The organism is Gordonia sp. DT219 (genome assembly GCF_049847065.1).
GTDB lineage: Bacteria > Actinomycetota > Actinomycetes > Mycobacteriales > Mycobacteriaceae > Gordonia.
The window spans coordinates 1-18,306 of record NZ_JBNCNR010000039.1 but is presented as its reverse complement, the minus strand read 5'-3'; the positions used below and the strand labels follow the sequence as shown (position 1 = coordinate 18,306).

Here is an 18,306-nt window from a genome sequence, read left to right as displayed (position 1 = left end):
AGACGCCGACACCGTCGTGGCTACCGACCAGTCGCCGATCGAAGCCCACCTGGCCCACCTGCTCGCCACCCGCGGACTCTGACCACCGAAGTCTGCAGCCGTTAGTCGCGGAAACCGCGACCAACGGCTGCAGATTCGGCGACACCATCGACGGAAATTAGAACGTGTTCTAACATCGGTTGTGGAGTAGTTCACAACCGAGGAGCACCTACATGACCGAGACCGTCGAGGCCGGCACCCGCACCGGCGTCGGGAGCGACCACACCAGCCTGTACCTGGGGGGATCCTGGGTCGCGCCGCATTCCACCGAGATCCTCGAGGTCTTCTCCCCTGCCACCGGCGAACGAGTCGGATCGGTGCCGCTGGCCGACGAGACCGACGTGGACACCGCGGTGCGTACCGCGGCCGCCGCGTTCGCGTCCGGGGTGTGGTCGGGCAAGCCCGCTGCCGAACGTGCCGACGTACTCGACCGGGTGGCCGACCTCATCGACGCCCGCTTCGACGAGATCGGCGCCGTCGTCTCCGCGGAGATGGGTGCGCCGCCGAGCGCCATCGACATGCTGCAGAAACTGCCCGGCACCGGGGTGCTGCGCGCCTACGCTGCCGCCGCCCGCACGTATCCGTGGGAGGAGTACCGCACCGGCCTGTTCGGCACCACCCTGGTCACCCGTGAGGCCGTGGGCGTGGTCGGCGCCATCACCGCGTGGAACGTCCCGTTGTTCTTGGTGTGCAACAAGTTCGGTGCCGCGCTGGCTGCCGGCTGTTCGGTCGTCCTCAAGCCCGCGCCCGAGACCCCGCAGACGGCGAACCTGATCGCCGAGATCTTCACCGAAGCCGGTGTGCCCGAGGGCGTCATCTCGGTGGTGCCCGGCGCCGCCGCGACCGGCGAGGCCCTGGTGAACCATCCCGACGTCGACAAGATCACCTTCACCGGGTCGACGGCGGCGGGCAAGGCCATCGGTGCGGCCTGCGCCCAGTCCCTCAAACGCTGCTCGCTGGAGCTCGGCGGCAAGTCCGCGGCCATCGTCCTCGACGACGTCGACGTCGAGGCCAACATCGGCATGCTGGTGTTCCTCGGCCTGTTCAACACCGGCCAGGCGTGCGTCGCGCAGACCCGCGTGCTGGTCCCACGCAGCCGCCACGACGAGATCGTCGACGCGATGGTCGCCGCAGCCAAGACGATGAAGGTGGGGCTGCCCACCGATCCCGAGGTTCAGCTCGGTCCGGTGATCAGTGAGCGCCAGCTGAAACGCATCGAGGGCTACATCGAGGCAGGCAAGGCCGCAGGCGCCACCGCGGTATTGGAGAGCGTGCGCCCCGAGGGCCTCGACGGCGGCAACTTCATCACCCCGACGATCTTCACCGGCGTCACCAACGACATGACCATCGCCCAGGAGGAGATCTTCGGTCCGGTGCTGTCGGTGATCGACTACGACGACGTCGACGAGGCCATCGCGATCGCCAACGACTCCGAGTACGGGCTCGCCGGATCGGTGTGGACCTCCGACATCGAACGGGGCATCGAGATCTCCGGCAAGATCCGCACCGGGACCTTCGGTATCAACTTCTATGCCATCGACCCGGGATCGCCGTTCGGCGGCTTCAAGAACTCCGGCATCGGCCGTGAATGCGGCCCCGAAGGACTCGAGTCCTTCGTCGAGCACAAGTCGACGATGCTGCCGATGGGCTACACCCCGACCCAGTCCTGATCCCGGCCGTCCCGCTCACTGACGTTCCCGCTCAACGATTTCGTTCCCGCTCGACGAGATCGTCGAGCGGGAACGAATTGATTGAGCGGGAAGCCGATCAGGGGGTCGGCACCGGCGAGCTCTGCGGCGCGGGGCCTGCCGGCGGGGCCGCGCTCGACGACGGGGCGGGAGACTCGCTCGGTCCGGGCAGCGGGACCGCCCCCGGAGGTGGCGTCGACACCTGCTGTATGCGGCTGCGGAACGAATCGTCGGTGATGATGTCGATGTTCTCGATCAGCCAGCGTCCGTCGCGCTTGATCATCGAGAAGGTCAACCGACTCGGATCGACGCGCACGAGGTCCTTGCCGCCCCGGCTGACCGACTGGTTCATGAACAGCAGCACCGTCGAGGAGTCCCGGGTGTTGGTGACGACCCCGGCGTCCTGGATCACCGCCTGCGAGACGACCTGCTGTTTGCGCACCCCGTCGACGAAGCTTATGTCCTGTCCGGGAACGGGTTTCGTGATCAGCTTGTCGTACTGGGCCTTCGCCGGACCGGTCACCACCGACTTCGTACCGTCCACATGCGCAGCAACATTCCCCGGGTCATAGCCGAACATCGTTGTCGCATAAGACTTCGCATCCGCCAGCGACGAATCCCGGGCGTCCTCTGTCCACCGGGCATCGAGGTAGCGATACCCGAGCACACCGGCGAGCGCCACCGAGGCGACGACCAGCACCGCCACTACGCCCGCGACCACCTGCCCGACCGAGAGCCGCATCAGGTCACCCACTCGAAATCGGTCATCTTCAGTTGGCCGTTGATCCGGGTGATGTCCACCCGCCAGCGGAACGTCTGAACGATGGTCTGCTCCTTCGGATCCGCAGGCTTCATCTGCCAGCCGTATACGACGATCACCGAACCCTCGTCGTCGGCGGCCTTGGTGACGGCGTCACTGATGACCCGCGACGACACATCCAGCTTCTGATCCCGCACGAGCGAAACCGCCTGTCCCATGGACTCGTTGAGCCGCTGCTGCGCGGTCCCGCTGGTCTTGTCGGACATGGTCTTCATCGCGGCGTCGACGTTGCCGGGATTCAGGCTGGTCATCGTGACCGTCATCTGCTGGGCGAAACCTGAATACTCCGCACGCAGATCCCGCTGGTGATCGATGCGGCCGAGCGCGATCGCGAACACCGCCGAGGCGACGAGGCAGCCGACGATGATCAGCACCGCCAGACTCGTCGCGACCAGCTTCAGGATCGAACGGTCCGAACGGGCGCGTAGCGCCGACACCTTGGCGACCTGGGCGGGCGCGGTGTCACCGGATGCGGCGAGCCGACGGCGACGCCGTTCGCGGTAACTCATCGACGCCACCAACGCGTCCGGGTCGGTGGCGGAGTCGCTCGTGTCCGCCGATTCGGCCGGCGACTTCGTCAGCGAGACATCACCTTCGGGCGTGGCGTCTTCGGTGGTGGTCGGTTCGGTGGTGGTCGGTTCGGTGGTGGTCGGTTCGGTGGTGGTCGGCTCGGCTGCGCCGGGCTCGGGCTTTTCCGTCTTGCGGCGGCGACGCAGCGGTGCCGAGCGCACCGGCGCCGATGGCACCTGCCCCGTCTTGTGCGAAGCCGAGTTCACCGGGCGTCCACCGCTCCCGTGATCAGGCTCTGCCATGTCGTGTCGTGTCCTTGCTCGCCGGTGCCGGCGTTGTACGTGCGTCCGTCCGGGCCGATGAAGTCGCCCGACCCCGGATCGTACGTGGTGCCGTAGACGGCCGGCCCGGCCTCATGTGCGGTAGGCGTCCCCTGGGTCACATAACCTGCAGGTGCGGGCAGCAGACCCGGGATTCCGTTGGGGAAGGGCACCACGCGGTTGCTGATCGGCTTGTATCCGGTTCGGCACTCCTCGGGGGTCGGCGCGCGCCGGCCGGGGAACTCCGTACACGGATAGTTGCGGGCGCCGCGCACCGCGATCTGCGAGTTCTGCGGCACCCGGCACAGCATGCCCGGCGGCAGTTCCCGCGCATTCTGCTCCGCGGGACTGCGCCACTGCGAGGGCGGCAGGTACCCGATCGTGCAGGGCGGCGGATCCTGGAAGCCGAGCGAGAACTCGACGCTGGGGCCGTAACGCGGATCTCCGGCGTTGACGGCCGTCAGGAGTGTGTCGATCAGCCGCGGGTAGATCACCAGCACCTGCTGCAGATTCGGCAGATATACCGCCGTCGTCTTCGACACCGTGTTGAGGTTGGCCAGCAGCAGCGGCAGCGACTGATCCATCGACGCGAACAGCTTCTGTGCCGACGCGGCCGCCGCCGGACCCTTCGCGAGCAGGTCGGAGATCTCGGGATTGTTGGCGCGCAGCTGATCGGTCACCTTCACCGCGTCGGCCGTCCACGCCCGGATCTGACCGGCCGTCGCCGACTGCGTGGCCATCAACGGACCGGCCTGTTTGACGAGGTCGATGGTGACATCGGAGTTCTTGTTGGCGTCGTCGACCAGCAGGATCATCGAATCCATCAGGCGGCGCAGGTCTTCGGCGGTGCCGTTGAACGCGTCGAAGGCCTCGTCGATGAGTGAGCGCAGGTTGGCGTCGCCGACCCGGTTCAGCAGTGCGGTGGCCTGGTCGAGCACCGCCGAGATCTCCACCGGCACGTCCTTGGTGGACACGGTTGCACCGTCACCCAGGTCGTCGGTGCTCGAATCGCCGGGGGGCGGGGTGAATTCGACGTACTGCTCACCGACCGCCGAGACGCTGCGCACCGCGGCCGCCGAGTTCGCCGGGATCTTGGTGTCGCTGTCGATCGACAACTGTGCCGACACCCCCGATTCGGTGAGCTGTACCGACTTGACCTTGCCGACGTTGACGCCACGGAAGCTGACGTTGGCGTTCTCATAGAGGCCGCCGGTATCGGGCATGTGCAGGGTCACCTGGTAGCGCCCCACCCCGAACATCGCCGGAATACGCACATAGAACAGGGCCATCGCCACGATCGCGACGACGGTGATGATGGCGAAGATCGTCAACTGAATCCGGACGAAACGGGTGATCTTCATCAGTGGCCACCGCCCTGCGAGCGCGGCGGGTTCTGCGTCGCCGGGATGGGAGCGGCGTTCTCCGAACGTGTTTCGCCGCCCGGCTGCAGCGGCGAGGTGAACGGGTTGAGCCCACGCCCGGCGGCGCCCGCGGGCCGGCCGGTGATGCCCTCGGGACCGACGACGCCGACCGAGCGCAGGATGCTGCGCTGCAGCTTGGGAATCGTGAGGTCCAGGACGAGGTCGGAGTTGATGTAGTCACCCTTGACCATCGTCGGGATCTCCTCTTCCAGGAACGGGAAGGTGAGGAGCAGTCGCAGCGAACCGGGCAGCGCCGGGCCGGCGGCGGCAAGTCCTTGGAAGGCCTTGGCCATATTCGAGACGATCGTCTTGATGTCTTGCGAATTCGCATCCAGCACATCGTTGGTGGTCGCCGACAACCGGCCGACCGAGTCGAGTGCGTTGACGAATTGCTGACGCTGATCGTTGAGCAGCTTCAGGATCTCCGGTCCGTCACGCAACGCCTTCTGCAGGGTGGGGGTCTGCTGGTTCACCGCGAGCGAGAGCCGGTCGAGACCCTCGGTCGCATGAATGATGTTGTCGCGCTGCCGGTTCAGATCGCCGACGAGCGTCGTCAGCCGCGGGATCAACGCGCGGATCTGCTGATCGCGGCCCGCGAAGATCTGGCTCATCTCATGCACGATGTCGCCGAACTGCGAGAGTCCACCACCGTTGAGCACCACCGACAACGCGCTGAGCACCTGCTCGGTCGACGGGTAGTTGCAGCCGGGCACCTGCTGGGCGGAGTTGATGTCGGGGACCGGGTTGCTGGTGGGCTGGTCGATGTTGTCGGCCTTGGGGCAGTGCGGCAACGGTATCTGATCACCGGGCGCCAGATCGCCTTGATCACCCGGCGCCGGCTCGACGATCTCGAGGTGGGTCGAACCGAGCACACTGGTCATCCCGACCATCACGTGCGACCCCTTGGCCACCTTCACCCCGGGATTGAGCCGGATGACGACCTTCGCGTTCCATCCGGGTGCGACGGTGATCGACCCGACGCTGCCGACCGTGGCGTCGTCGATGAGCACCGGTGCGTTGTTCACCAGGCCGGTGGCGCTCGGGATGACCGCGCTGATCTGGTACGAATCCCGGCTCGTGCCCTGCGCGCCGGGCACCGGCAGGCTGTTGATGCCGTTGAAACTGCACGCCGACGCCACGATGGTGACCGTCGCGACGAGCAGGATCAGGCGCAGATGCCGCACCTGTGGCCTGCCCATCATCCTTCGCCTCCCCACGGCACGAGCAGATCGGCCAGCGGGCCGCCCCCGTTGGCACGGCGGGTGGCCGCGTCCTGATCGCGGATGCCCTGCTGCGCCCGCGCCGCCACGTCGGCGTTCTGGTAGGTGACCTGACCGGGCGTCGCGTTGATGCCGTTGACCGGGTTGGTCATGAACGGCGGATAGGCGACGACGATCGACTGCAGGACCGGCGCCAGGGTGTCGACGCACTTGTTGATGTCGACCTCGCTCTGCCCGGGCCGATTGTTGGCCTCCATCGTGCCGCACAGCAGGGTGATGAGGTTGTTGCCCATACCGAGGCCGAACACACCCGACAACGACCCGGTGAGCGGGTTGTAGATGTTGTAGAAGTTGGCGAGCTGATTGGGTGCCGAATGCAGCAACCCGCGCATCTGCTCGTCCTTGTCGGCGAGGATGCCCGCGGTCTTGGCCAGCCGCGAGACCGCCCCGGTGAGCGAGTTCTGGTTGGTGTTGATGAAGTTCTGCACGTCGGTCATCGCCGAATCCAGGTTGTGCAGCGCACCGTTGAGCTGATCGGTGTTGTCGGCGAGCACACTCGACACCGACGCGATGCGGCCGTTGAACTGCACCATCTGCTCATGACTCGACGAGAGCGCATCGGTCAGCTTCTGCAGATTCCGGATCGTGGTGAACAGGTCGTCGCGCCCGGACGCGAGGGTGCCCATCACATCGGAGAGCTGGGTGATCGAGTTGTTGATGGCTGTGCCCGCACCATCGAGGTTCTGGGCGCCGACGTCGACGGCCCGCGCTGCGGCGCCCGGGTCGGCGCCGTGGGGGCCGACGGCTTCGGTGACCCGCTGCAACTGCGCCTTGACCTGATCCCATTCCATCGGCACGGCGGTGCGTTCCATCGGGATGTCGGCGCCGTCGGTCAGTTGCGGGCCCTTCGAGTACACCGGCGTCAGCTGGACGAAGCGCCCCGAGACCAGGCTCTGCGCCACGACGACGGCACGCGCGTCGGCCGGGATCTTGACGCTGCGCTCCACCTCGAGTTCGACCTTCACGTCACCGCTGCGCGGCGTGATCGACGCGACTTTTCCGACCTTGACGCCGAGCACCCGCACCGAGTCGCCCTCGTAGAGGCCGGTGGTGCCGGCGAAGTAGGCGGTCAGCCGTGCGGTCGTGGAGCGGTGATAGCCGACGTAGCCGAGCACCGCCACCAGCACGACCAACACGACGACCGCGAGTACCACCCATGCGGTGCGCCGCGTCCCGCCGTCGGCCGTGGCCGTGCCGAATCCGGATCGTCTGCTCATCTCAGCCACCCGGCCTTGTCGTCGGAGGGGGTGTGGGGATCGTCGGCGACGGCGCCGGGCCCGGTGCCGGACGGCTGTTGGCGCCGGGGGCCTGACTCCATGCGTTGGGCAGCAACGGGAATCCCGAATAGGCGAAGGCCTGCGCGACCTCGGGATACTTCTGCTGCAGCACCTTCATGAAGGTCGCGGTGTAGTCACCGAACGTGCTGACCCCGACCAGCGAGTCGAAGTTCGGACCGTTGGACACCGATTCGCCGAGCGCGTTGGCGAACGGCCCCAGCCGGTCCACCGTCTTCTTCAGGTTCGCCTCGTTGTCGTTGAGGATGTCGAGGACCCGGTTGAACTTGTCGAGCACCGGCGTCAGCTGCGCGTTGTTGTCGGCGATGAACCCACTGATCTGCGCAGCGACGTCGCGGGTTCCGCTGATCAACTGCGCGATGGCCGTCCGCCGGAACTGCAGTTCACCGAGCAGCATGTTCGCGTCGAGGAGCAACTGGTTGAGCTGCTTGCTGCGGTCGCCGACGATCTTGCTGACGCCGTTGGCCTTGGCCAGCAGTTCACGCAGCGCATTGTCGCGGTCGGCGACCGCCTTGGACAGCTTCGCGACACCGTCGACGGCGCCCTGCACCTGATCGGGGGTGGCCGAGAAGGTCACCGAGAGCGTGTCGAGCGCCTTGTTCAACTGGGTGGTGTCGGTCTGCGACAAGGTGTCGGTGGCGTTGTCGAGCGCGTCGGTCAGCGAATACGGCGCCACCGTGTTGCGGTTGGGGATCTCACCGCCCGGCTCGATATGTCCCGGGCCGTGCGGCAGAATCGTCAGATTCCTTCGGCCGAGCACGGTTTCGGTCTTGATCGCGGCCTGGGTGTCGGTGCCCATCTGCACGGTGTCGGCGAGCCGGAAGGCCACTGCGGCCTTGGTGCCCTGATCGGTGTCGGCGAGTTCGATCTTCTCCACGGTGCCCACGTTCACCCCGGCGACGGTGACGATGTCGCCGGTGACCAGACCGCCGGCGTCGTCGAAATATGCGGTGTAGGTGCTGATCGGCGAGATCAGCGGCAACTTGTCCATCTGCAGGGCGACGATGACGACCATCGTGGTCAGCACGATGCCGATCATCCCGATCTGCCGACGGGTCCGCCCACCGCGCTTGTGTTCCCGCGCGACATCGGCCTCGCCCGACCCGGAACGCTTGGTGCCGAACAGATTTCCCAAAGATCCACTGATACTCATGACTGCGTCGAACACCTCCCCCCGGCCTTGGTGGTGTCTCCCATGACGTCGTTGGAGGTGAAGAAGTACTGTTTGCCGTCCGGACCGCTCAGCAGCAGCCGGATGCGGCAGAAGTAGATCTGCAGCCACGCACCGTAACTGCCGAGATTCGACAGCATCTTGTAGTCGTTGGGCAGCCGCGGCAGCAGCGACCGCAGGAACGGTTCGGCCTGCAGAACGTTGTCGGAGGCGACCCCGATGCTGGTCAGCGTCGACTTCAGCCCGGGGCGGGTCGACGAGAGGAGGTCGGCCAGCCCGTTGGTGACCTGCGCGGTCTGGGTCAGCGAATTGCCGATGGTGCCGCGCTGTGCCGAGAGCCCGGTGATGAGCATCTGCATCTGGTCGAGGCCGGTGTCGAGGCCCCGGCGGTCACCGTCGAGGGTGCCCAGCATCTGGTTGAGGTTGTCGATGACGCTGTCGATGAGTTGATCACGGTTGCCGAGCGCATTGGTGAAGGTCGCGGTGTCGCCGAGCAGCTTGTTCAACGCCGGGCCCTGTCCCTGGAACACCGCGACCAGCGACGTGGACAGCTCGTTGACCTCCTTGGCGTCGAGAGTGCGGAACAACGGCTTGAACCCGCCGAGCAGCTTGTCGAGATCGAGGGCCGGCTCGGTCTGCGAGATCGGGATGGTGTCGGCGGGCGAGAGCTGGTCGTCGGGATCGCCGGGGCCCTGCTGTAGTTCGAGATACCGGTCGCCGGTGAGGTTCTCATACCGGATCAGCGCCCGCACCGATCGCGGCAACTTGTACTGCTCGTCGACGGAAAACCGCACCTGCGCCTCGTTGTCGCGGGTCAGTGACACCCCGTCGACCGATCCCACCTCCACCCCGGCGATCTTGACCTTGCTGCCCGACTTCATCTGTGAGGCGCTGGTGAACAACGCCTTGTAGTCGTCGGAACTGCCGGAACGGTAGCTGCTGAACACCACGACGAGACCGATGAAGACCAGGACCATGACGATGGCGAAGGCAGCAAGTTTGATGACGGTCGCGCGGAAGGCGCGTGCGCGGTTATCCAAGGCTCGGCTCCCCGAACAACAAGTTGAAGAGCTTCTCGCGGTTGACCTTTGGCGTCATGCGCGGCTGGTAGGGCACCGGCGCGTTGTCGGTCACGTAGAACTTCGAGTGTTCGGTCGTGCTCGGATCACTCAGTCCGCCGGCGCAGGTGGGGGCACCTTGGGCGCCGATGCGCGGCAGGCTCCGCGGGTAGGTGTAGGGCTCCTTGCCGGGCAGCAGTCCGGCGTAGAGCTTGAGCATGCCGTTGTCACCGCCCTCGAGGGGCTTGGCCATGTCGGCGGCGGTGGCGGTGGTGCGCAAGAAGCAGGAGATCCCCGGCGCCTGATAGCCGAGAAGCTGTGACACCGGGTCGAATTGGCTCAGCGTCGCCATCAGGTCGGCCTTCGACGGGACGAGCACGTCGTTGTTGATGGTGTTGGCCATGCCGGTGACGTTGATCAACAGGGCATCGAAATTGGAGGCATTGCTGCGCAAGGTGTTTCCGGTGTACACCGCGTTGTCGATGGTCCGCATCAGATCACCCATCACATCGCCGTAGACGTTGGTGGCCGTGGCGGTCTGGCGGATCAGTTCGTCGAGCTCGGGCAGGTGCGGGTTGGTCTTGCCGAGCAGATCGGACAGTTGGGCCAGCGAATTCCCGATATCGGCGCCCCGGCCGGTCAGCGCGGTGTTGACGGCACCGACGGTGGAGTTGAGCTTTTCGGGCTGCAGGTCGGCGAGCACCGACACGAGTTGCTGATAGACCGTGTTGAGCTCGACGACGACGTGATCTGCGTCGAGGACCTGCCCCGGCTGCAGTTGGCCGCTGGCCCCGGACTCGGGGACCTCGAAGTACACCGACTTGGCACCGAAGACGGTGTTGGACTTGATCTGTGCGGTCACATTGCCCGGGATCTGCGACATCTGGTCGGAGTCGATATCGAGGGCGAGGACGGCATGGTCGCCGGTCTCGGTGATCGACTTGACCCTGCCCACCTGCACGCCGCGCAACCGAACCTTGGCATCCGGACTCATCACCAGGCCGGCGCGGGGCGCTTGCAGCGTGATCTGTTCGGTGTCGGCGAACCACCCGAGGAACGAGCCCGCGGCGGCGGCGATGACGGCGACCAGGGTGCCGACCATGACCACCGCGGCGACCTTGCGCACCGCGTTGCCGCGTTCCTGCCGTCTCGCCATCGCTCAGCCCGCCAGGTTGAATTTGCCGTCGGAGCCGTAGATGGCCAGGGAGGTGAGCAGGGTGATGACGACGACGACCACCAGCGACGCGCGGACGGCGTTGCCGACGGCGACGCCGACGCCGACGGGGCCGCCGGTCGCGTTGTAGCCGTAGTAGGTGTGGATGAGCATGACCGCGATGGCCATACAGATGGCCTGTACGAACGACCACAGGATGTCCGACGGGATCAGGAAGGTGTTGAAGTAGTGGTCGTAGACTCCCGGTGACTGTCCGTAGAGGACGACGGTGGCAAAGCGGCTGGCCAGGAACGACGCGAGTGAGGCCAGCGAATACAGCGGGACGATGGCGATCATCCCGGCCACGATGCGGGTGCTCACCAGATAGGGGATCGAGGAGATCGCCATCGTCTCGAGGGCGTCGATCTCCTCACTGACACGCATCGCGCCCAACTGTGCCGTGGCGCCGGCGCCGATCGTCGCGGCCAGGGCGATGCCGGAGATCACCGGCACGGCGATGCGCACGTTGATGAAGGCGGAGAAGAATCCGGTCAGCGCCTCGACGCCGATGTTGGCCAGTGAGCTGTAGCCCTGCACGGCGATGGTGCCGCCGGTGAACAGGGTGAGGAACCCGACCACCACCACGGTGCCGCCGATCATGGCGAGTGCACCTGTGCCCATGGAGATCTCGGCGATCAGTCGCAGCGTCTCCCGCTTGTAGAGGCGGACCGCGCGCGGGATCGAGATGATGCTGTCCCAATAGAACAGGGCCTGATCGCCGATCTGGTTCCAGTCCTCGCCGGCGCGTTTGACCGCCACACGCGCAGTGCGGAGCCGGGTGGTGAACGGTAGGACCATCCCGCTACCCCGCCGTCGCCTTGAGACCGACCGCGGTCACCACGACGTTCACCACGAACAGCGCCATGAAGGAGTAGACGACCGTTTCGTTGACCGCGTCGCCCACACCCTTCGCGCCACCTTTGACGTTGAGCCCTTGGTAGCAGCCGACCATCCCGGCGAACAGACCGAACAGTGCGGCCTTGACCATCGAGATCATCAACTCGCCGAACCCGGTGAGCAGTGTCAGGTTGGCGATGAAGGCGCCGGGATTGACGTCTTGCAGATACACCGAGAACACGAAGCCGCCGCCGATACCGATCGTGCAGACCAGGCTGTTGAGCAGGACCGCCACCCCGGTGGAGGCGATGATGCGCGGCACGACGAGCCGATGCACCGGATTGATGCCGAGCACCTTCATCGCGTCGATCTCTTCGCGGATGGTGCGCGCGCCGAGGTCGGCGCAGATCGCGGTCGCCCCGGCGCCTGCGACGATCAGCACCGTCACGATCGGACCGATCTGGGTGATGGTGCCCAGGGCGGCGCCCGCGCCGGAGAGGTCCTGCGCACCGATCTCGCGCAGCAGGATGTTGAGGGTGAAGCTCACCAGAACGGTGAAGGGAATCGCGACGAGGAGCGTGGGCACCATCGACACCCGGGCGATCGCCCAGGACTGTTCGACGGTTTCCCGCCACTGGAAGGGCCGGCGGAACAGTTCCCGGGTCGAGTCGACCCCGAGCGCGACGAAGTCGCCCACCCCATCGAGGGGTCCCGCAAGCCTGCTCAGCACAGCACTCCTCAAGCCTTGGAACTCACGCGCAACATATCACCGGGATCGGTCAATAGTAGGTCACTTGACCCACAGCAACCATTCAGCTCATCAACTCGCGGACCATTCAGCTCATCAGGTCGCGGGCCGAGAATGTGCGGCGCGGATCGCGGTCGGCGAAGTAGCTGCTCAACGTCTTGGCAAGATCCCCCTCGTCCCATGCATCCCCCTCCGCGGTGAAGACCTCATCCACCGTGGGCGCGGCCATCACCATGACTCGGGGACCGTACACGACAAAGACCTGTCCGGTAACCGAATCGGCATCCGGACCACCAAGGTAGGTCACGAGTTTCACCACGTGATCGGGCGAGAGCGGGTCGACACCTGCGGTGGGTGCGTCCCCGAAGACACCGGCGGTCATCGCGGTGCGCGCCCGCGGGCAGATGGCGTTGGCCCGGACGCCGTAGCGCCCCAGCGCGCGTGACGCGGACAGCGTGAGCGCGGTGATCCCGGCTTTCGCGGCACCGTAGTTGGCCTGCCCCTCCGGGCCGAGGAGCCCGGCCTCCGAGGAGGTGTTGATCAGGCGGCCGTACACCGGCGCCCCGGCGGCCTTGGACTCGTTGCGCCAGTACGCACCCGCGTTGCGATTGAGCAGGAAGTGCCCGCGCAGGTGCACCCGGAGGACCAGATCCCAGTCGTCGTCGGTGAGGTTGAACAGCATCTTGTCGCGCACGACGCCTGCGTTGTTCACGACGATGTGCAGGCCGCCGAGGTCGGCGGTGGCGGTCCGCATGATCTCGGCCGCGGTGGCCGAATCCGAGATGTCGCCCGCGACGGGCACCGCGGTGCCGCCGGCCGCGGTGATGGTGTCGATGACGTCACTGGCCTCCAGCGCCGCGGCCAGGTCGTTGACGATGACCGTCGCTCCCTGCCCGGCCAGCCCGAGCGCCTCGGCGCGGCCGAGGCCCGCTCCGGCACCGGTGACGACCGCGACGCGGCCCTCCAACGATCCAGCAGTCACGTGAAACCCCTTCAGCCAAACCCCGTGTGAACAAAAACTAGAACCTGTTCTAACAGGCTAGCCGGTGGCGGCATCACCTCGGGGCGGTTTCGTCAGAAACTCACTCCTGGATCGACAACGCGGACTTCGGGCAGCTCGCAACCACCTGCCGGAGCTCCGCCTCCCGCCCCTCGGGCACTTCGTCCTTCAAAATCACCAGGTAGTCGTCGTCATCGAGCTCGAAGACGTCGGGCGCCATCCCAACACAGACGGCATTCGACTCACATAGGTCGAAATCGGCCTTGATATGCATCGACTCGCTCCTCCTCGGTTACGCCCGCTGGTTGACGGGCTTCGCCAAACACGTTAGAACGTGTTTCAGATATTGGCGAGTCCCGATGTCACGTCCGTGCGTGCGGCCGCGACCCTCGACCCGCCCGCTACCTGCCCGCGCGGCCTGATCCTCCGACGGAGTCCACCATGCGCATTGCCTACACCGACGAGCAATCGGCGCTACGCCGTGAACTGCGCTCCTACTTCACCGGCCTGATGACCGATGATCGCCGGGCCGCCCTGTCCGGTGGTGACGGTGAACTCGGCGAGGGTGACGCCTACCGCGACGTCGTGCGCCAGATGGGTGCCGACGGCTGGCTGGCGCTCGGGTGGCCCACCGAGTTCGGTGGACAGAACCGGTCGATGATGGATCAGTTGATCTTCACCGACGAGGCCGCGATCGCCGGGGCGCCGGTCCCCTTCCTCACGATCAACTCCGTGGCACCGACGATCATGCACTACGGCTCCGCGGAGCAGAAGTCCTATTTCCTGCCGCGGATTGCTGCAGGCGAATTGCACTTCTCGATCGGCTACTCCGAGCCCGCCGCCGGCACCGACCTCGCCGGGCTGGCGACCACCGCGGTGCGCGACGGCGACGAGTACGTGATCAACGGCCAGAAGATGTGGACGAGCCTGGTCGCCTACGCCGACTACCTCTGGCTGGCCTGCCGCACCGACCCGGCCACCCTCACCGAGGAGGGGCGCGAGCGCGGACTCAAACGCCACCACGGTATCTCGGTACTCATCGTGCCCGCCGACGCCGATGGATTCTCCTACACACCGGTGCACACCATGGCCGGCGTCGACACCAGCGCCACCTATTACTCCGATGTGCGGGTGCCGACGAGTTCGCTGGTCGGCGAGGAGGGCCGCGGGTGGTCGCTGATCACCAATCAGCTCAACAACGAACGCGTCGCCCTGTGCAGTGCCGCACCGATCCAGACCGCGCTGCGCGAGACCGTCTCGTGGGCACAGCAGACCAAGACCGGCGACGGCGAACGCCTCATCGATACGGCGTGGGTGCGCCAGAACCTGGCCCGGGTGCACGCCAAGGTGGAGTTCCTCAAACTCCTCAATTGGAAAATCGCGTCGGCGGCCGCCTCGGGTGGGGCGCCGAGCCCCGCGGACGCGTCGGCCACCAAGGTGTTCGGCACCGAATTCGCCACCGAGGCATACCGTCTGCTGATGGAAATCCTCGGACCCGCGGCGACCATCCGGGCGGGCAGTTCTCGGGCGCATCTGCTCGGCAGACTCGAACGATTCCAACGGACCTCGCTCATCCTCACCTTCGGGGGCGGCACCAACGAGGTGCAGCGCGACATCATCGCGATGACCGCCCTCGGCCTGCCCCATCAGCGACGCTGACCACCGACTGCCAACCCCTACCGACGCCGACGCGAGAGCAGCACAATGGATTTCACAGCCTCTGAGACCACCGAAGATGTGCGCGGGCTGACGCGTGACATCGCCGAGAAGGTCAGCACCGATGAGCGGGTCGCGAAGCTCGAGGCGAACGACGCATCCATCGACGACGTGCTGTGGCGCGAACTCGGCGCGGCCGGGCTCCTCGGGCTCGAGCTCGACCCGGATTCGGTCGGCGATGCCGGCGCCGGTGCGTCGATCCTCGAAACTCTCGCCGTCACAGAGCAACTCGGACGACGCCTGGCACGGGTACCGTATGGCCCGCATGCCGTCGCCGCGGCGCCGGTGATCGCCGCGTACGGTTCGCCGACGCTGAACGAGCATCTGCTCGGTTCGGCCGCCACCGGCGCGGCGGTGCTCACCGTCGCGTTCGAGGAAGACCTGGGTACCGATCCGGGCACTCCGCAAACCCGGCTGACCCGCACCGAGACCGGCTGGAGCCTCTCGGGGTCCAAGGTCAACGTGGCATACGCCGAGGCGGCCGCGGCGATCGTGGTGAACGCGATGTCGCCGGCCGGGGTGCGCGCCGTCGTCGTCGATGCCGATGCGCCCGGGATCACCCGCATCGGGACACCGGCCACCGGCAATACCCCGACAAGTGCGATCGACTTCGACGGGGTCGTCGTCGGCGATGACCGCATATTGCACGGTGGCGCCGATACCGTCACCGAGATCACCGACCGATTGACGCTCGCGGTGTGCGCCGATCAGTCCGGAACCGTCAGCCGCGCACTGGAACTGACAGCAGGATATGCCACCGAGCGTGAGCAGTTCGGCCGGGCCATCGGATCATTTCAGGCCGTCGCGCAGCGCCTCGCCGACGGCTACATCGATGCACAGGGTCTGTCGCTCACCACCACCGCGGCGGCCTGGCTGTTCACCCGCGCTGCCGATGACACGCCCGAATCCGGTTCCGGCGGCAATGATCTCCGGGTCGCGGTGCAGACCGCCAAGTTCTGGGCCTGCGACGCCGGGCATCGGATCGCCCACTCCGCGGTCCACGTACACGGGGGTGTCGGCCTCGACACCACTCACCCACTGCATCGATACTTCCTGCGCGCCAAGCAGAACGAGTTCACCCTCGGATCGGCGCCGGTGATGCTCGCCGCGATCGGCGCGGCACTGGCAGCCGTACCTGCCTGAACGGCAGCCCGTCTCGTGTCCACCACCGCCGAGCTCGGATCGTCCACGGCGACCGTCGCGCAGTTGCTGAGCGCACTGGCCGACGTCGACGACCGCGGCGTCCACCACGAAGGCGGATTCCTGTCGTACTCGGAGCATCTGCGGCGCTCGGGTTCCTGTGCGGCCGAGCTACGCGCGATGCTCGGCGACACCGGCACACCGCATGTCGGGGTGCTGCTCGACAACGTCGTCGAATTCAGCATCCTGGTGGCCGCGGCGGCGCTCGAGAATCTGGTCATCGTCGGACTCAACACCACCCGGCGCGGTGGCGCGCTGGCCGCCGACATAGCCCGCGCCGACTGCCGATTCGTCCTCGTCGACGAGCACACCGCCATGCTTCTCGATGGCGTCGAGGTCGGGGTGCCGGTGCATGACGTCCACCGGTTCACCGATCCCGGCACCGCAGTCCTTCCTGCGCCCCGGCCCGTCCCGCGAGACACCTCCCCAGATGACCTGCTCATGTTGATCTTCACGTCCGGCACCACCGGGGAACCGAAGGCGGTGCGCTGCACTCAGCGGACCTTTGCCGCGGCCGGCGTGATGCTCGCCGAGCGGTTCGGTATCGGCGATGATGACGTCGTCTACCTGTCGATGCCGATGTTCCATTCCAACGCGATGATCGCCGGCTGGTCGGTCGCGCTGGCCGGCGGGGCGTCGATGGTGTTGCGGCGCCGGTTCTCCGCCCGCGGCTTCGTCGACGACGTCAAACGTTACGCGGTCACCTACGCCAATTACGTCGGCAAGCCGCTGAACTACATTCTCGCCACCGACGAGGCGCCCGACGACGCCACCACCGCGCTCCGCATCGTCTACGGCAACGAGGCATCTGCCGCCGACCGCGAACGCTTCGCCCGTCGCTTCGGCTGTACGGTGGTCGACGGGTTCGGGTCCACCGAGGGCGGCGTAGCCATCACCCGTACACCGGACACGCCACCGGAGGCGCTGGGCCCCTTACGTTCTCCCGTCGGCCTCGTCGATCCGGAGACCGCGGCACCGACTCCCGCGGGCGAGATCGGCGAGATCGTGAACACCTCGGGCTCCGGACTGTTCAGCGGGTACTACAACGATCCGGATGCCACAGCGGATCGGATGCGGGGCGGCGTCTACCACACCGGCGACCTCGGGTGCGTCGACGAAGCCGGCTATCTCCACTTCGCCGGCCGCCTGGGCGACTGGCTGCGCGTCGACGGCGAGAACCTGGGAACCGGCCCCATCGAACGCATTCTCCTGCGCCATCCGGTGATTCGACAAGTCGCAGTGTTCGGCGTACCCGTCGAGATCGGTGACGAGATCGAAGCAGTTCTGGTCACCGACGGCGATCTCGACCCAGCCTCGTTCACCGACTTCCTCTCCACGCAAGCCGATCTCGGCTCGAAGCAGTGGCCGCACCGGATTCGTCTCGCCGACGAGCTCCCCGAGACAGCCACCTTCAAGACCGTCAAACGTCATCTCCGCGACGCCACGCAAACCCCGACCTGGGTTCGCGTCGACGGCGGGTATCGGGCGCCGTAGCCTGCCCGGTTCATGAACTGCCAGCCAGGTCGCGGCATTGGTACTGCGCAGGTGACGCGAGCAATTCGAACCGCACCGGCAGGCCGGCCGAGCGCCGATCGATGAACGACGCGGATGAGCCGAAATATTGACGCCCACATCAAAGCTGCCAGCACCTACCATCGAGCGTTGACCGAAGCCGGCTCCGGGCTTCACTCGCTCGCGGCGTTCATCGCCCTGGCCAACTCCCCTCCGGCGGCGCCTTCAGAACTGTTATGGATACGTCCACTCAAAAGAACATCACAACAACTAGTTTTCGGGCAGCGCCTCGCGAACGTCGGAGTCCACGGGAATGCGCCCGTTACCACACGCCACCGACAAGAATCGGCCGACTCGGACCGCGCGAATGATGTTGTGTACAAACAGTATTCGTCTTCTGGGGCCTTGCGCTCAGCGGATTTCCATGTAGACTGGACCCATCGCAGCGATCGCCAGGGGAGGGCACATGATCGACGAC

16 protein-coding genes are annotated in these 18,306 nt (G+C 66.4%); 4 read left to right on the top strand and 12 right to left on the bottom strand.

What is annotated here, in order from left to right; genetic code table 11:
* The first annotated feature begins 212 nt into the window (after nt 1-212).
* Nucleotides 213-1,709 (top strand): aldehyde dehydrogenase, encoded by a 1,497-nt coding sequence (locus ACPXB3_RS21755; RefSeq protein ID WP_425707050.1) that lies wholly within the window; start codon nt 213-215, stop codon nt 1,707-1,709.
* Nucleotides 1,710-1,806: 97 nt separating this feature from the next.
* On the opposite strand, the gene ACPXB3_RS21750 is transcribed toward ACPXB3_RS21755, so the two are convergent.
* The 12 genes from ACPXB3_RS21750 to ACPXB3_RS21695 all read right to left on the bottom strand — a co-directional run bounded on the left by ACPXB3_RS21750 (nt 1,807) and on the right by ACPXB3_RS21695 (nt 13,674).
* On the bottom strand, nt 1,807-2,469 hold the full coding sequence (locus tag ACPXB3_RS21750; protein ID WP_425729682.1) for a hypothetical protein: 663 nt from the start codon (nt 2,467-2,469) through the stop codon (nt 1,807-1,809).
* Nucleotides 2,469-3,323, bottom strand: a complete 855-nt coding sequence (locus tag ACPXB3_RS21745; RefSeq protein ID WP_425729680.1) for a hypothetical protein — start codon at nt 3,321-3,323, stop codon at nt 2,469-2,471. Before ACPXB3_RS21745 ends, ACPXB3_RS21750 begins: the two co-directional genes overlap by 1 nt.
* On the bottom strand, nt 3,320-4,738 hold the full coding sequence (locus ACPXB3_RS21740) for an MCE family protein (protein ID WP_425707047.1): 1,419 nt from the start codon (nt 4,736-4,738) through the stop codon (nt 3,320-3,322). Before ACPXB3_RS21740 ends, ACPXB3_RS21745 begins: the two co-directional genes overlap by 4 nt.
* On the bottom strand, nt 4,738-6,000 hold the full coding sequence (locus tag ACPXB3_RS21735; RefSeq protein ID WP_425729678.1) for an MCE family protein: 1,263 nt from the start codon (nt 5,998-6,000) through the stop codon (nt 4,738-4,740). The genes ACPXB3_RS21740 and ACPXB3_RS21735 overlap by 1 nt, the downstream gene beginning before the upstream one ends.
* Entirely contained in the window at nt 5,997-7,295 is a 1,299-nt protein-coding gene (locus ACPXB3_RS21730; RefSeq protein WP_425707045.1) for an MCE family protein, read from the bottom strand. Before ACPXB3_RS21730 ends, ACPXB3_RS21735 begins: the two co-directional genes overlap by 4 nt.
* Nucleotide 7,296: 1 nt before the next feature.
* Nucleotides 7,297-8,526, bottom strand: coding sequence for an MCE family protein (locus ACPXB3_RS21725; protein WP_425729676.1), 1,230 nt, complete (start codon nt 8,524-8,526; stop codon nt 7,297-7,299).
* Nucleotides 8,523-9,584: an MCE family protein gene (locus ACPXB3_RS21720; protein WP_425707043.1), complete on the bottom strand. Its 1,062-nt coding sequence runs from the start codon at nt 9,582-9,584 to the stop codon at nt 8,523-8,525. The genes ACPXB3_RS21725 and ACPXB3_RS21720 overlap by 4 nt, the downstream gene beginning before the upstream one ends.
* Entirely contained in the window at nt 9,577-10,758 is a 1,182-nt protein-coding gene (locus ACPXB3_RS21715; RefSeq protein ID WP_425707042.1) for an MCE family protein, read from the bottom strand. The genes ACPXB3_RS21720 and ACPXB3_RS21715 overlap by 8 nt, the downstream gene beginning before the upstream one ends.
* A gap of 3 nt (nt 10,759-10,761) precedes the next feature.
* Nucleotides 10,762-11,613, bottom strand: coding sequence for an MlaE family ABC transporter permease (locus ACPXB3_RS21710; protein ID WP_425707041.1), 852 nt, complete (start codon nt 11,611-11,613; stop codon nt 10,762-10,764).
* 4 nt (nt 11,614-11,617) lie between these two features.
* Entirely contained in the window at nt 11,618-12,382 is a 765-nt protein-coding gene (locus ACPXB3_RS21705) for an MlaE family ABC transporter permease (RefSeq protein ID WP_425707040.1), read from the bottom strand.
* Between the two features lie 106 nt (nt 12,383-12,488).
* Complete coding sequence (locus ACPXB3_RS21700; RefSeq protein WP_425729674.1) at nt 12,489-13,382, bottom strand: 3-oxoacyl-ACP reductase; 894 nt, start codon at nt 13,380-13,382, stop codon at nt 12,489-12,491.
* Nucleotides 13,383-13,482: 100 nt separating this feature from the next.
* The gene (locus ACPXB3_RS21695) at nt 13,483-13,674 is read right to left on the bottom strand and encodes a ferredoxin (RefSeq protein ID WP_425729672.1); all 192 of its coding nucleotides are present in this window, start codon (nt 13,672-13,674) and stop codon (nt 13,483-13,485) included.
* Nucleotides 13,675-13,841: 167 nt separating this feature from the next.
* Here ACPXB3_RS21695 and ACPXB3_RS21690 point away from each other — a divergent pair, with 167 nt between their 5' ends.
* From ACPXB3_RS21690 to ACPXB3_RS21680, 3 genes are read left to right on the top strand one after another with little or no spacing between them, the layout of a single operon-like run.
* Nucleotides 13,842-15,059, top strand: coding sequence for an acyl-CoA dehydrogenase family protein (locus tag ACPXB3_RS21690; protein ID WP_425729670.1), 1,218 nt, complete (start codon nt 13,842-13,844; stop codon nt 15,057-15,059).
* 45 nt (nt 15,060-15,104) lie between these two features.
* Nucleotides 15,105-16,259 (top strand): acyl-CoA dehydrogenase family protein, encoded by a 1,155-nt coding sequence (locus ACPXB3_RS21685; RefSeq protein ID WP_425729668.1) that lies wholly within the window; start codon nt 15,105-15,107, stop codon nt 16,257-16,259.
* 15 nt (nt 16,260-16,274) lie between these two features.
* Nucleotides 16,275-17,810 carry an AMP-binding protein gene (locus ACPXB3_RS21680; RefSeq protein ID WP_425729666.1) on the top strand — a complete coding sequence of 512 codons (1,536 nt, stop codon included), beginning with the start codon at nt 16,275-16,277 and terminating at the stop codon, nt 17,808-17,810.
* The last annotated feature ends 496 nt before the right edge of the window (nt 17,811-18,306 follow it).

Excerpts from the sequence above, each read along its gene's own strand:
- ACPXB3_RS21715 (WP_425707042.1), bottom strand. The coding sequence starts at position 10,758 with ATGGCGAGACGGCAGGAACGCGGCAACGCGGTGCGCAAGGTCGCCGCG.
- ACPXB3_RS21750 (WP_425729682.1), bottom strand. The coding sequence starts at position 2,469 with ATGCGGCTCTCGGTCGGGCAGGTGGTCGCGGGCGTAGTGGCGGTGCTG.
- ACPXB3_RS21685 (WP_425729668.1), top strand. The coding sequence starts at position 15,105 with ATGGATTTCACAGCCTCTGAGACCACCGAAGATGTGCGCGGGCTGACG.
- ACPXB3_RS21735 (WP_425729678.1), bottom strand. The coding sequence starts at position 6,000 with ATGATGGGCAGGCCACAGGTGCGGCATCTGCGCCTGATCCTGCTCGTC.
- ACPXB3_RS21755 (WP_425707050.1), top strand. The coding sequence starts at position 213 with ATGACCGAGACCGTCGAGGCCGGCACCCGCACCGGCGTCGGGAGCGAC.
- ACPXB3_RS21710 (WP_425707041.1), bottom strand. The coding sequence starts at position 11,613 with ATGGTCCTACCGTTCACCACCCGGCTCCGCACTGCGCGTGTGGCGGTC.
- ACPXB3_RS21690 (WP_425729670.1), top strand. The coding sequence starts at position 13,842 with ATGCGCATTGCCTACACCGACGAGCAATCGGCGCTACGCCGTGAACTG.
- ACPXB3_RS21740 (WP_425707047.1), bottom strand. The coding sequence starts at position 4,738 with ATGAAGATCACCCGTTTCGTCCGGATTCAGTTGACGATCTTCGCCATC.
- ACPXB3_RS21695 (WP_425729672.1), bottom strand. The coding sequence starts at position 13,674 with ATGCATATCAAGGCCGATTTCGACCTATGTGAGTCGAATGCCGTCTGT.
- ACPXB3_RS21730 (WP_425707045.1), bottom strand. The coding sequence starts at position 7,295 with ATGAGCAGACGATCCGGATTCGGCACGGCCACGGCCGACGGCGGGACG.
- ACPXB3_RS21725 (WP_425729676.1), bottom strand. The coding sequence starts at position 8,526 with ATGAGTATCAGTGGATCTTTGGGAAATCTGTTCGGCACCAAGCGTTCC.